This is a genomic window from Streptomyces rhizosphaerihabitans (assembly GCF_025399795.1).
In the GTDB taxonomy this organism is placed as follows: domain Bacteria; phylum Actinomycetota; class Actinomycetes; order Streptomycetales; family Streptomycetaceae; genus Streptomyces; species Streptomyces rhizosphaerihabitans.
The window spans coordinates 14,232-27,793 of the sequence record NZ_JAODTZ010000010.1 but is presented as its reverse complement, the minus strand read 5'-3'; the positions used below and the strand labels follow the sequence as shown (position 1 = coordinate 27,793).

The following is a 13,562-nucleotide window of genomic DNA, read 5'->3' as shown; positions in this document are numbered from 1 at the left end:
CGCGAGCGGGCCTGTATCCGGACCAGGACGAGGACGAGGGCGCGAACCAGGGCGTCGTCCAAGGTGAGGACTCGGGCGCGAACGGATGAGCCGGGTACGGGTCAGGGGTCAGGTACGGGTCAGGTACGGGTCCGTACCCAGCCCGCACGGACCCGTACAGGGTGCCTCGGGCCAGGACCGCGCACCTCCGACCGGCGCCGGGTGCTTCGGACCGGCACCGGCCCCTGCCCGGACCGGCGCTGGTCCTTCGCCACCTGAGCGCCACCGCCCCTCTCGGGTCACACACAGGCACCGCCGCCCGAGGGCCTCACACGAGAAGCGCGGCCTCGGGCACCGCTCGCCGTTCGGCCCCCGCGGCACGCGCCTCGGCCACCGCAAGGCCGGCGACCGAGCCGAGCATGAGCAGGGTGCCGACGAGCGTCGGCGGGGTGAGCCGTTCACCGAGCAGACCGACGGCCAGAGCGGCCGCGCTGACCGGCTCCAGGAGCATGATCACGGATACGGTCGCGGAGCGGACGACGGCGGCGCCGGCGAAGAAGAGGGCGTAGGCCAGTGCCGTGGGGACGGCGGCGATGTACGCCAGCAGGGCCAGCACATGGACCGGATGCGCGGCATGCGGGATCAGCCCCTCGGCGAGCCCGAACGGCAGCAGGCAGACGGTGGTGACGGCGAACGTCCACACGGTCGTGCCGGACCCGTCGACGCGGCCGTCGCGCCCCCACCAGCGGGTGAGCAGGGTCATCGCGGAGTATCCGGCCGCGGAGAGCACCGCGAGCGTGACACCCCCGGGGCGCACGGTGGCGCCCTCACCGCCCAGGACCAGCACGCCGAGCCCGGTCAGTGCCCCGACGACGGCGGCACTCCCGCCCCGGCCGAGCCGCTCCCCCATGGTCAGCCGGGCGCCGAGCGCGATGAGCACGGGCCCGGCTCCGAGGGTGACGACGGTCGCCACCGCGAGTCCGGTCGCCTCGACGGCGGCGAAGTAGGCGGTCTGGAATACGGCCAGCCCGAGGCCGGTCAGACCGATCCGGAGCGCTTTGCGGCCGAGCGGCTCCCGCCCGACGGCGCGGCCCGCGCGTCGGCCCGAGCGAAGGCCCGGGCGAGGGCACAGGCGTACGGCGAGGAGCAGGGCGAGTCCGCCCGCGCAGCGCCAGAAGGAGAGGGCGATGGGGCCCATGTCACTGGCCCGGTAGACCAGTGACGCGGCGGCGCCCGCGGTGCCCCAGGCGGCACCGGCGACGATCAGGTAGAGCAGGCCTCGCCCGACGGGCAGGCCGACAGCGGTGTTCGACACGTGTTCTCTCCGCAGTTCCGCAGAAGGTCAGAAGTTCGGGAAGGGACCGCGTCGCAGCTCGTGCCACGGGGGCAGGGGCGTACGGAAAGGTCCTCGGACTTCTTCTGCGGGCAGCGCCGTTCCGCCCGGCGCGGGGCCGGGCCGGTATTCCGGTACGCCCGCCTCAGGCGGCCGGAGGCGGAAGAACGAGCGTCGTAGGCATGATCAGCACCTTAGACGGCCGTTCCGTGGGCCGCCAACTCCCTTTCGGCGTCGTTCGGCCCATTCGCGTCCTGCTCCAGCGAGGGCTTCGACGGGGCCGACGACTGCGCGATGAACGCACCGAGCAGGACCACCGCGCCGCCGACGATCTGCGGCGCCGAGAGGTGCTCGCCCAGCAGGACCCAGGCCAGAACGGTGGCGATCACCGCCTCGAGACAGGCCACGACGCCCGCGACCTGCGGGGAGAGCCTGCGCACGGAGAGGACTCCGGTGACGTAGGCGACGACGGTGGCGATGAAGACGATCCAGCCGAGGAGCAGTGAGGCGAGCACGGACGTCCCGTTCATGTCCGCGCTGCCGCCGAGGACGGACCAGTCCATGGTCCAGGGGCGCGCGACCGCGGTCAGCACAAGGGTGCCTACGAGCAGCCCGTACGCGATCACGCCCAGCGGGTCGGGCGCTTCGTCCCCCGCGTCGCTGCCCTGGTCGGACAGGACGAAGTAGCCGACCTGGCAGCAGGCGGCGCCCAGCGCGAGCAGGAGTCCTACGACGTCGAAGCTCAGCCCCGACCACACCTCCACCACGCAGGCGAGTCCGCCGACCGCGAGGACGACACCGAGGGCCGCGCCGCGCGAGACGGGCCGGCGCTGCACGAAGCGCACCCAGCCGAGCACCAGCGCGGGGGCGAGGTACTCCACGAGCAGGGCGACGCCGACGGGGATGCGCGAGATCGCGGCGAAGTAGAAGGCCTGGACACCGGCCACACCGAGAAGTCCGAACCCGGCGAGCAGCGCGGGGCGTCGCTTCACCAGCGCCCGGTGCCGCACGGCCAGCGGCAGCATGACGAGGGCGGCGCCCGCCACCCGCAGCCACACCACGTGGAGCGGATCGAGCCCTGCCTCGATCAGCGGCTTGGCCGCGACACCCGATCCGCCGAACGCGACCGCCGACACGAGCGCCAGGCCCAGCCCGACGCCTCTTCCGTGGTTGCCCTGACTCCCCTGAGACGTATGCACCGGCACATGATGACAGGCGACGACATGACCGTCACCCCCGATGACACCTGTCTCAACGGCTGGACTCCGGCACCGGCCGTCGACGACCGCCGGACCGCAAGATGGAACACAGCGTCCGGGCTCCCGGGCGCCCACTCCGGCCCGCCACTCCCCATCCGGCCCGCCGCTCCCCCTCGGCCGCGCCCGCTCCCCCTCCGGCGCGCCTGCTCCAGGCACCCTCCGGGACGGACCTCAGCAGCCCGCGTCGCCGCCGCTCACGCACTCCGCGCAGCCGCTCTCGATCCGCTCCAGCAGTGGCGGGAGCTCGACACCGGCGCGTCCAAGGACCTCGACGGCCCGCGACCGGGGATCGGCGACGAGCGCCGCGAGCATGTCGAGACCACGGGCCCTCTCATCGCCCCGCAGCACGGCGCGCTCGTACGCCTCCTCCATGGCACCTGCCGCCATCGGGGACCATCTCCCGCCGGCCACCACCGGTCCGGCACCCGAGTCCTCGACGGCGCTCTGCCAGCGGAGCCCGTAGCCGATGCTGCGCTGCACGAGGTAGCCGAGCAGCCGGGCGACCTGCGGCCCGCCGTCGAAGACGGCGCGTACCTCGGGGTCGGACTCCAGCAGGGAGTGCAGCAGATGGGCCGTGTCGATCTGCCGGTCCCCGTCGCGCAGCGCCCTTCTGCGCGCACCGGAGACCACCGAGGCCAGCTCAGCGCTGAGTCCGGCATCGATGCCTGGACGGTTCGGGCCGCTCGCGGCGGCGGGCTGCTGGGGGATACGGGATGGCACGACCTCTACCCCATCAGCCTCGTGGCGCCGGGTCATCCACGGCGGGCAGCATCTTCAGGTCCGACACAGGGTGGGCATCCCCGTGCGGGTTCTCCTCCTTACGGATGACTTCGCGCCGATTTCCCCCTGAGGCGCGCGTCGCCTTGCCTCACGCCCCCTCGGCCGGCCGGGCCGCACCGCGCCCGCCCGTCGGACCTCAGCCCGCGGCCACCCCACAATCCTCCGCCCACGCCCGCTCCCGACCTCCGCGAATGCCCGCCGCCGGACCTCCGCCCACGCCCGTCGCCGGACCTCCGCGCAAACCCGCCCCGACCTCCGCGAGTGCCCCAGCACGGGACGGCCGACCGCGCCGACGGGCTCTGTTCCCCACCCCGAGTCCCCGGGCCCGCTCCCCGGGCCGCCCGTCCCGGTGCTCGACCCGCCACCCCTCCACAATTCCTGACGGTTCATCAGTATTGAATGTTCCAGGGCCTGGGGCTACGTTCCGCGACACCGTAGCTGCGCCGGGCGCAGCGCCCGACACGAAGGGGTGGTCGCATGGCCGAAGTCAGCGCGGAAGCACGTATCGAGGCGCCCGCGGAGAAGATCTGGGCCCAGCTCACGGACTGGTCCGCCTACGGCGAGTGGAACGCGACACACACCAACTTCCCGAAGGGCGGCCCGGAAAAGCTCGAAGTGGGCGGCACCTTCGCGGAGAACATGAAGCTCATGGGCTTCCCGGCCGAGGTCACCTGGACCATCGAGGAACTGGAGTCCGGCCGCACCCTGGCCATCCGCGGCAAGGGTCCGATGTCGGTGAACGTCTCCACGCGCTACACGCTCATCCCCGACGGCGACGCCACGTCGGTGCGCATCGACGGGGAGTTCACGGGTGCGGCCGTCTCGTTGATGGCCGGCAAGCTCAAGGACTCGGCGACGGCCGCCCTCGACGAGTCGCTGCGCAAGCTGGCCGGGCTGGTGGTCTGAGCCCCGCACGTCCCCGCGCCGCACGAGGCGGCGCCCGGCGCTCCGTATGCGGAAAGGCGCCCCGCGGAAACACTTCCGCGAGGCGCCGGCAGGTACCACAGCACGCCGTCAGTCCTCGTCGGCGAGGATCAGGTACAGCTTCTTGCGGGCTTCGTTGATGACCGCCAGCGCCTTGTCGCGCTGACCCTTGCTGCCGGTCTTCCAGACCTGGCCGAAGGCCTCCATGAGACCGAAGCCGGCCTGCCGGATCTCGTGCAGCGTCTCCCAGTCGACCCCGCGCCCGGCCTCTTCCCAAGGCGCGTCGGGACCCTCGTCGGCCGCGCTGCGGCCGGACTCGGTGAGCGAGAACAGCTTCTTGCCGCCCTCGGCCTCGCTGGTGATCAGGCCCTCGTCCTCCAGCAGCTGAAGGGTCGGGTACACCGAACCCGGGCTGGGCTTCCATGCCCCGCCGCTGCGCTCGGCGATCTCCTGGATCATCTCGTAACCATGCATGGACCGGTCCTTGAGCAGGGCGAGGATCGACGCGCGTACGTCACCGCGTCGCGCCCTCCCCCGCGGTCCGCCCCGGCCGCCGCGCCCACCCCAGGGACCCGGGCCGAAGCCGGGTCCTCCGAAGCCGGGGCCGCCGGGACCACCCGGCCCGAAGGGCCCGAAAGCCCCCCGCAGTCCCTCGAAGCCGCCCCGACCTCGATGTCCGGGTCCGCCGTGGTGTCCATGTCCGTGTTCGTGCTCGTATCCGAAGTCTTCTCCACGGGAACGCATCGCAATCACTCCATTCCATCGTTGATCGGTCGCGATGCGTCAACGATATATCGGAAGCCTTCACGTGACAACCCCTTGGAGAAGGGCAGGCTGTCCTGTTTCGGCGAAGATGCACCGGTCTCACCGAAGATTGACGACCGGCCTGTTCGTCTCATCGAAGTTTCACCGGACGGGACCGACGAGCCGGGCCTGGATGATGGCGGCAGCGTGCCACCAGCGGCTGTTGGACGGCCCGGGGAAACCCTGTGCGGGTGCTCGCTAAGCTCGCGCCATGTCTAACGATCTCGGTTTCACGTGCTCAGGCTGCGGCGACCACCATGCAGAGCTCCCCATGAGCTACTCGACCATGGCCCCTGACGTCTGGGAGCCCAGTTTCGAGAGCGATCCGGACAGCATGCTGTCGTCCGACCAGTGCGTGATCAAGGGCCGGCACTTCTTCATCAGGGGGCTGATCGAGATACCTGTGATCGGCAGCCAGGACGTCTTCTCCTGGGGCGTCTGGGTCTCTCTGAGCAAGGACAGTTTCGCCCGTGCTCTTGAGGTGTGGAACACGGAGGGCCGCGAGGCCGAGAGGCCGTACTTCGGCTGGCTCAGCACCGAGCTCGCGCTCTACTCCGAGGGCACCACCGACCTGAAGACCAACGCCCACACGCGACCGGTCGGCAAGCGGCCCCTCATCGAGCTGGAGCCCACCGACCACCCGCTCGCCGTCGAACAGCGCACCGGGATCACGCAGGACCGCGTGCGTGAGATCGCCGTGGCTGTGCTGCATCCTGCCTGACCGGCAGCGTCGGTCAAACTTCACTGAGACTGGTCAAACTTCACTGAGACAGGACAAGGCACTGTCCCGCTTGCCAGAAGGCTTCCTCGGACACGCCGATGCAGCCTTCCGGCAAGCGGGACAGTGCCACTGCCGTTCGTGCCACGCATGGCTCCCGTGCGACCGGTGGCGCGCGAGGCGGCGGTGCCACCGTGCGAGCCGCCCGCCCGCGCAGCCCGCCCATGGGCTCGCCCGCGCCGGCAAGAGGCCAGATCCCCCGGATTGGCCTTGGCCGGTGGCTTCCCGGGACCACTAGCTTCGGGGTATGCGCATTCGTATCGTCGACGCCTTCACCGACCGCCCCTTCGCCGGCAACCCGGCAGGGGTCCTCCTCCTCGACTCCTTCCCGGACGACGCATGGCTCCAGAGCGTGGCCATGGAGGTCAACCACGCGGAGACGGCGTTCACCCACCGTCTCCCCGAAGGCGGCGAGGCCGACTGGGCGCTGCGCTGGTTCACCCCCGCCACCGAAGTCGCCCTGTGCGGACACGCGACCCTCGCGGCGGCGCACGTCCTGCACACCACGGGCGCCCACCGGGGCCCGGTGCGCTTCGCCACCCGCAGCGGTGTTCTCATCGCCACCCCCGACTCCGACGGCTCGATCACCCTGGACTTCCCGACCGCGCCGCTCACCCCGGTCGAGACCCCCGACGGTGTCGCCGGGGCACTCGGCGCCGAGCCGCTCCGCGCCCTCGACACCGGCCCGAACACCGGTGACCTGCTCGTCGAGGTCGCCGACGAGAAGACGGTCCGCGCTCTCGCCCCGGACCACAAGGCGCTCGCCCGCTTTTCCGAGCGCGGCATCATCGCGACCGCCCGCGCCGAAGACCCCTCCCAGGGCTACGACTTCGTCTCCCGCTGCTTCTTCCCGAATGTCGGCATCGACGAGGACCCGGTCACCGGCAGCGCCCACACGGCCCTCGCGCCGTTCTGGTCCGAGCGCCTCGGCCGCCCCGCTCTCACCGGCCTGCAGGCCTCCCCGCGCTCCGGCCTGGTCCGCACCGAAGTGCGCGGCGACCGCACCCTTCTCTCGGGGCACGCGGTCACGGTCATCGAGGGCGAGCTGCTCGCCTAGGCCGGCCAGGGACTCGCGCAACAGCCACGGGATCCACACGAGAGCGCGCTGCACTCGCGCGACAGCACACGAAAGGGGCGTACGAGATGTTCGTACGCCCCTTCGGGGTCAGTCCCCGCCGCTCAGCCGTCGCGAGCGCCGCTCACGCCGTCGGGAGCCATCCCACCTTCCCCGCGAGCAGCGCGTACCCCACGAAGGCGCCGATGTCGAGCAGCGAGTGCGCGACCACGAGCGGCCCGACGCGGCCCCAGCGCCGGTACAGATAGACGAAGACCACGCCCATCACCATGTTGCCGACGAACCCGCCGATGCCCTGGTAGAGGTGGTACGAGCCGCGCAGCACCGCACTCGCGACCAGCGCGGTCCCTGGTGTCCAGCCCAACTGCCCCAGCCTGCGCAGCAGATACCCGACGACGATGACCTCCTCCAGCACGGCGTTCTGCACCGCCGAGAGGATCAGCACCGGGAACTTCCACCACACGTCCGGCAACGCCTCGGGCACCACCGTGAGGTTGGCGCCGAACCCACGCGCCGCCAGGTAGAAGGCGATGCCCGTGCTGCCGATCACTGCCGCGACCATGGCTCCACGGCCGAGGTCCGGCCAGGGACGCGTACGGTCGAAACCGATCACGCGCATCCCCTGCCCCTCGCGCATCAGCAAGTGCGCGACGAGCGCGACCGGCACCAGAGCCGACGCGACACCGAAGAGCTGCCAGGCCAGGTCGAGCCAGGGCCGGCCCGGCGCCGCCGAGGCGTTCAGGGTGGCCGCCTGGTCCTTGAGACCTCCCGGTTTCGTCACCGATCCGACAAAACTGATCAGCGCGGACACTCCGCTCGCGCCGAGCGACAGCGCCAGGACAAGCAGCGTCTCGTCCCGGAGAATCCGTCGTGTCAGCCTCTCCTTCGGAAAGGAATCGGCCACCGATCCCGCCTCCACCTGCACTCCCGCCTCCAGTTGGGTATTCCCGCCGCATCCCCGTCGTCGCCCCGCTAGGGTCTCGAAAGAAGTTACGAAGATCGTGCGCGACAGGCCGTCGGGGGACGGGCGCCGAATGGGGCGTACTTCCCCCTTCGCCTGTTCTACGGCTGTCTCACGGCTCAGGCTCACCTGGGAGGGACCTCACCGTCATGGGACGTCACAGCTTGCCCGACGCGCCACGGGCGGGCTCCGCCGACCCCCGGATCCGCGCGCACCGCCGCAATGTGGCCCTCGCGACGGCACTCGTGCTCACCGTCGCCGGAGGTACGGCCGCCGCCGTCCATGGAGGCCTGTTCTCCTTCGGGGGCTCGTGTCAGGACGACGCCGTGCACATCGAGGTGGCCGCCTCGCCGGACATCGCGCCCGCGCTCAGGGCCGCCGCCGAGGACGCCCGCGAGAAGAACATCACCTCCGACGGCCGCTGCCTCGACGTCAGCGTGACGGCGCGCGAGTCGTACGAGGTCGCCGCCACGCTCCGGTCGGGCAGGAAGTCCGACGTGCAGGTGTGGGTGCCGGACTCCGACGCGTGGGTGGAGCGGGTCAGCGACACCACCACCGCCACGCAGGTCACCAGCCTGGGCAACGTCGCCTCGACACCCGTCGGCGTCGCCATGGTCCCGTCGGCCGCCAGGACGCTGGGCTGGCCCGAGAAGACGTACACCTGGAGCGAGTTGGCCGGGGAGGCGATACGGGACAAGAAGATCGAGCTGGGCACGGTCGATCCCGCCCGCAGCTCGACGGGACTGCTCGCGCTCGCCCGGATCAGCGAGACCGCCTCCCGGGTCAAGGGCGGTGACGTGCGGGCGGCCGCCATGGCCAAGGCGCTCTCGCAGCGCACGTCCGACAGCGGCACCCAGCTCCTGGACACCCTGCCCCGCGACTTCTCCGGCTCCGGGCAGGACAGCCCCGGGCGCAATCAGGCGCTGATCCTCTCCGAGCAGGCGGCGTTCGCCCACAACACCTCGGAGGAGGGGGGCGATGACCTCGACCTCTTCTACCCCAAGGACGGCACGCCGCTGCTCGACTACCCGTACACACTGGTCGACGAGCCGCGGCTGGGCACGGACCAGAGCCGTGCGGCCCTGCGGTTCATGACCTTGCTCGGAGAGGCGGCGCCCCGGCAGTTCCTGCGGATGTCCGGTTTCCGCACGGACGCGGAGAATCCGTCGGACACGCTCGTCACCGAGGCCGGCGGGAGGTACCCGCAGCCGTACGCGCGCATCGTGGCCGCGCCCTCGTCGAAGGAGACGGTCCAGGAGGCCCTCGGCATGTGGACGATCACGGTGGAGAGCGCCCGGATCACCACGGTCGTCGACGCCTCCTCCTCCATGGCGGAACCGCTGCCGGGCAGCGATCGGTCACGCATGGACGTCACCAAGGAGTCTCTGCTGCAGGCGCTCGCCACGTTCACCTCCGAGGACCAGATCGGGCTGTGGAAGTTCTCCACGAAGCTCGACGGCGACAAGGACTACCGCGTCCTCGTACCGACCGAGCGGCTCGGCGACGTCAAGGGATCCGGCACCCAGCGCCAGAAGCTTTCCAGGGCCTTCAGGTCCTTGAAGCCGGTCCCGCACGGAGCGACCGGTCTGTACGACACCACCCTCGCCGCGTACAAGGCTGCCGTCGCCTCCTACGCGAAGGGCCGGTTCAACGCGCTGGTCATCCTCACGGACGGGGTCAACCAGGACCCCGGCAGCATCTCCCGGTCCGATCTCGTCGCCGAGCTGCAGAAACTGGCCGACCCCGAACGCCCGGTGCCGCTGATCGCCATCGCGGTGGGCCCCGACAGCGACCGGCGGGAGGTCGACCAGATCGCCAGGGCGACCGGCGGCTCCGGCGAGCGGGTCAACGAGCCCTCACAGATCCACGCGGCGATGCTCAAGGCGATCACGGCGGCCGGCGCGGGCAACCCGAACTGACCACCCCGGCCATGGCCGGCCCTGCCTCCGTCGTACCGGCACCCACACCCCTCATACGCCCGACCGGCACCGCTCCAGTGGCATCGGCCCGACGGGCACCTCGCCCCACGGCCTCAGCCCGACCGGCCACACGCCCCACACCCTCCGTCCGACGGCCGCACGCCCACGCACCCACACGGCCCGTCGGCCGGATCGCCGACACGCACCGGTCACAGTGGGACGCCGGTCCTGGTACCGGTTCTCCGTCCCGAGGCACCCGCGCCGCCTCCGGCTGGGGCTGGGCGCCCCGCATGAGACCGAACCGCAACGAGCACACCGCCCCGCCACCCGACCGGCCACAGGCGGACACATCGACACGTCGGCACGACCCGCCGACCGGATCGGCCTGCGCACACCGGCCACGCGGGAACGTCCGGCCCGGGTTCCGCCCCCGGCATCGACCCGGGCGCCACCGCATCAGCCCGAGTGCAGCAGCCGCGCACGGCCCGAGTCACCCCAGTGGAACCGGCTCCGGGAGCCCCACCGGCCAGGTGTGCACCGGCTCCCCGAGATGCATCAGCTCGCCGTACCGCCTCGTCGTCGCGGCCAGCGCGGCATCGCGCCCGAGTCCCTTCTCCAGGGCCCGGTGGAAGGTCGCCGCCTGCCAGGTCGCGCCGTTGACACGCAGCCTGCACCGGTCCTCGATCACGCCCAGGTAGAAGTCCCGGTCGGCGGGCTCGACACCCCACGCGTCCAGCCCGGCCGCGGCGAGCGGCAGCAGCTCGTCGCGCACCAGGTTCACGGCATCCACCTGCGCGGTCCCGCCGTAACGGCCGCGCCGCGGCCACTCCAGGCGCGCGTCGATGCCGTACCGGCAGGCCGCGTCGAAGTTGGCGGCGGCGGCCTCGAAGGACAGCCTCGTCCACACCGGACGCGGCTCCTCGGCGAGCGCGCGGATCAGCCCGTAGTAGAAGGCGGCGTTGGCGATGACATCGGTGACGGTCGGGCCGGCGGGCAGCACCCGGTTCTCGACGCGCAGATGCGGGACGCCGTCGGCGATGCCGTACACAGGCCGGTTCCAGCGGTACACCGTGCCGTTGTGCAGCACCAGTTCGGCGAGCTTGGGTACGCCCCCGGCGTCGAGGACTCCGAGCGGATCCTCCTCGTCGCAGATGGGCAGCAGGGGCGGAAAGAACCGCAGGTTCTCCTCGAAGAGGTCGTACGCCGAGGAGACCCACCGCTCGCCGAACCAGGTGCGCGGCCGGACTCCCTGCGCCTGCAGCTCAGGCGGCCGCGTGTCGGTGGACTGCTGGAACAGCGGAGGTCTCGACTCCCGCCACAGCTCGTGCCCGAACAGGAACGGCGAGTTGGCCCCGACCGCGACCTGCACAGCCGCGACCGCCTGCGCCGCGTTCCACACATCGGCGAACCGGCCCGGGGTGACCTGGAGGTGCAACTGCACGGAGGTGCAGGCGGCTTCGGGCGCGATGGATCCCGACCTGCAGACCAAACGCTCCACACCGTCGATGTCGAGTTCGAAATCCTCTCCGCGCGCGGCCACGATCTGATCGTTGAGCAGCGTGTAGCGGTCGACGTCCGAGAGGTTCGAGGACACCAGATCGTCCTGGCCCAGCGTCGGCAGGATGCCGATCATCACGATTCCGGCGTCGACCTCACTGGCTTTCCGGTGCGCATACGCGAGCGAGGTGCGGATCTCCTCGGCGAGCCGGTCGAATACCCGGCCGCCCAATCGGTGTGGGGCTATGTTGACTTCCAGGTTGAACATGGCGAGTTCTGTTTGGAAATCGCGGCTCGCAATCCTTTCGAGCACTTGCCCATTCATCATTCTGGGCATGCCGTCGGGCCCTGCGAGATTCAATTCGATCTCCAGACCCATCAGGTTCTTCGGGCGGTCGAACCGCTTCTCCTCCAGCAGTCGCTCCAGCCCCGCCAGACACTGTCGGAGCTTGTCGCGGTAGTGCTGCCGATCAGACAGGCCGAACGTCCCTGCCACGACCTTCTCCCCCATCGAAGTGTCCCTCCTCGGATGGGCAGGCCGACACTCCGGCCCTGGCGTCCCGGGTCACGGGGGATGATGCCCAGGCAACGCGATCCATAACGTCCCGCGCGCGCTCTTCGAACGCTACGCTGGACATCGGCCCCGGGCACATTCACCAGGCATGGAGCAATAAGCAAGTTTACCGCCCGACATGATCTCGTGAAAAACACCGACGAGAATCGGCCGACCGCTCCGGCGGAATATTCCGAGGTCACCGCGGTTCGACCGCGCAGAACCGGGATGAATCCCTCGTTTCATCGACCGAATAGCGCCTTGTTCTTCGTATTCGGGACGACTAGACGAAACACCGTCTGAACACGCGTCGTATAAACTCCGCTACCGAGGCAGAGAGTTGGCGCTCGCGGTCCTAGGTCCTGTCGTCACGGTGACGACGGCAGGCGACACCCTGTCGGCGGATCCAGACCCCTCGCCCCTCTGACCCGAGAGCTGACAGCGCCGTCCGCCCCCGCCCTCGCGCCACTGTGCCTGTCGAATGAGAGGCGACCCACCATGCCGCTGCACGTACCCCCGGCTCCCGCGCCCGCCCTGCGCACCGTTCTCACGGCACTCGGTTCCCCCACCGCTGTCCGCGAAGCCCGCACCCCGTCCCTGCGCCTGGCGCAGGGTCCCGCCACCCCCGAACTCCCGCTGCCCGTCCACGTCCTGGATCGCATCACTCCCGCGGGCGCCTCCGCCACCCGGCTCGCCGGGTGGCGTTTTCTGATCCGTTGCGGTGACCGTGCGGTGGCCGCGGCCGACACCATGCTGACCCCGGACGGCTGGGCCTTCTCACGCTTCTTCGAGGGCCCCTACATCGCCGCGACGGAACGCGCCGTACGACAGGCCGAGACCATGCAACAGCCCTACCAGGCGCGCCTGTTGTCCGTGCCGGAGCTGTACATGCTGACCCTCTGGCTGCACGGCGACTGCACGGCGGACGGCGCCACCGGCCATCCCGCCGCCACCGACCTCCTGGTCCCGCTCGCACCCGCACCGCCCGGCATCGCCGCGCACCGTCCGTACCACGTCGCCGAACTGCTGCCGGTCCTCACCCACCGGGTCACCCCCGCGCCCTTGCTCGGCTCACCCGCCTGAGCCTCGGTATCCGTGCCCCGCGGCCGTCCCCCGGCCGCGGGGCACATCGTTGTCAACACCCCGGAGAACCTGCTCGCTCGTTAGGGCCCGAGGGCGCTCGTACGAGGGGAAACGCGCTCCGGACCGACCGGACTAGCCCCATTCGGTCACCTCGAACCACCCGAAAGGACAGCGCAGTTGAGGTGAACCCTCCGCACGGGTGATGCGTCATCAACCTGTGAGAAGCGGTGCCCTCAAATCCCTGCGGATTGACGCCCGTGGGGCAACACTGGGGTCAGACCACACACCAACGGGGGGCGGCCATGAGTATCTCGAGCCGCAAGACAGACACCACAGCCATCACTCACATCTCGACCCAGCGAAAGATCCCATCCATGTGCCAGCACCAGCCACCGTGTCCGTCAGCCGAATCAGCCGACCGGGAGTCCGCCCGTCTTGCGGCGCACCATCCGGAGCAGGGATGGAGCCTGCTGTGCAACGGCGTTCTGCTCTTCGAGGACACCGGTGAGCTCCTGCCGGACGGCCAGATCATCGCCCCGCACCGCCCGCTGGGCGGCGCGCCGGTGATGACGGCCGCCTGAGCCGCACGACCCGGGCGGCCGTGGCAGGCCGCCCAG

General features: G+C 70.8%; 12 protein-coding genes. 6 read left to right on the top strand and 6 right to left on the bottom strand.

Annotation, left to right across the window (positions count from 1 at the left end):
• Positions 1–307: 307 nt before the first annotated feature.
• The 3 genes from N4G66_RS12445 to N4G66_RS12435 all read right to left on the bottom strand — a co-directional run bounded on the left by N4G66_RS12445 (position 308) and on the right by N4G66_RS12435 (position 3,291).
• On the bottom strand, positions 308–1,294 hold the full coding sequence (locus tag N4G66_RS12445) for a DMT family transporter (RefSeq protein ID WP_261704108.1): 987 nt from the start codon (positions 1,292–1,294) through the stop codon (positions 308–310).
• Between the two features lie 212 nt (positions 1,295–1,506).
• Positions 1,507–2,517 (bottom strand): EamA family transporter, encoded by a 1,011-nt coding sequence (locus N4G66_RS12440; protein WP_261704107.1) that lies wholly within the window; start codon positions 2,515–2,517, stop codon positions 1,507–1,509.
• A gap of 225 nt (positions 2,518–2,742) precedes the next feature.
• Positions 2,743–3,291 (bottom strand): Clp protease N-terminal domain-containing protein, encoded by a 549-nt coding sequence (locus N4G66_RS12435; RefSeq protein WP_261704106.1) that lies wholly within the window; start codon positions 3,289–3,291, stop codon positions 2,743–2,745.
• 537 nt (positions 3,292–3,828) lie between these two features.
• Between N4G66_RS12435 and N4G66_RS12430 the strand changes: the two genes are divergently transcribed.
• The gene (locus N4G66_RS12430) at positions 3,829–4,257 is read left to right on the top strand and encodes a type II toxin-antitoxin system Rv0910 family toxin (RefSeq protein WP_261704105.1); all 429 of its coding nucleotides are present in this window, start codon (positions 3,829–3,831) and stop codon (positions 4,255–4,257) included.
• A 108-nt stretch (positions 4,258–4,365) separates the two neighbouring features.
• Here N4G66_RS12430 and N4G66_RS12425 read toward each other — a convergent pair whose 3' ends face one another.
• On the bottom strand, positions 4,366–5,019 hold the full coding sequence (locus N4G66_RS12425) for a PadR family transcriptional regulator (RefSeq protein ID WP_261704104.1): 654 nt from the start codon (positions 5,017–5,019) through the stop codon (positions 4,366–4,368).
• Between the two features lie 331 nt (positions 5,020–5,350).
• On the opposite strand from N4G66_RS12425, the gene N4G66_RS12420 reads away from it, so the two are divergent.
• Positions 5,351–5,800, top strand: coding sequence for a DUF2199 domain-containing protein (locus N4G66_RS12420; protein ID WP_261704103.1), 450 nt, complete (start codon positions 5,351–5,353; stop codon positions 5,798–5,800).
• A 304-nt stretch (positions 5,801–6,104) separates the two neighbouring features.
• Positions 6,105–6,914: a PhzF family phenazine biosynthesis protein gene (locus N4G66_RS12415; protein ID WP_261704102.1), complete on the top strand. Its 810-nt coding sequence runs from the start codon at positions 6,105–6,107 to the stop codon at positions 6,912–6,914.
• A gap of 142 nt (positions 6,915–7,056) precedes the next feature.
• On the opposite strand, the gene N4G66_RS12410 is transcribed toward N4G66_RS12415, so the two are convergent.
• Positions 7,057–7,857, bottom strand: a complete 801-nt coding sequence (locus tag N4G66_RS12410) for a CPBP family intramembrane glutamic endopeptidase (RefSeq protein ID WP_261704101.1) — start codon at positions 7,855–7,857, stop codon at positions 7,057–7,059.
• A gap of 185 nt (positions 7,858–8,042) precedes the next feature.
• Between N4G66_RS12410 and N4G66_RS12405 the strand changes: the two genes are divergently transcribed.
• Entirely contained in the window at positions 8,043–9,812 is a 1,770-nt protein-coding gene (locus N4G66_RS12405; protein WP_261704100.1) for a substrate-binding domain-containing protein, read from the top strand.
• Positions 9,813–10,302: 490 nt separating this feature from the next.
• Here N4G66_RS12405 and N4G66_RS12400 read toward each other — a convergent pair whose 3' ends face one another.
• Positions 10,303–11,820, bottom strand: coding sequence for a glutamate-cysteine ligase family protein (locus N4G66_RS12400; RefSeq protein ID WP_261704099.1), 1,518 nt, complete (start codon positions 11,818–11,820; stop codon positions 10,303–10,305).
• A 540-nt stretch (positions 11,821–12,360) separates the two neighbouring features.
• Here N4G66_RS12400 and N4G66_RS12395 point away from each other — a divergent pair.
• Both N4G66_RS12395 and N4G66_RS12390 read left to right on the top strand, forming a co-directional pair.
• A complete protein-coding gene (locus N4G66_RS12395) occupies positions 12,361–12,945 on the top strand; it encodes a hypothetical protein (RefSeq protein WP_261704098.1) in 585 nt (194 codons plus the stop codon).
• A gap of 374 nt (positions 12,946–13,319) precedes the next feature.
• Positions 13,320–13,526: a DUF5999 family protein gene (locus N4G66_RS12390; RefSeq protein WP_261704097.1), complete on the top strand. Its 207-nt coding sequence runs from the start codon at positions 13,320–13,322 to the stop codon at positions 13,524–13,526.
• The last annotated feature ends 36 nt before the right edge of the window (positions 13,527–13,562 follow it).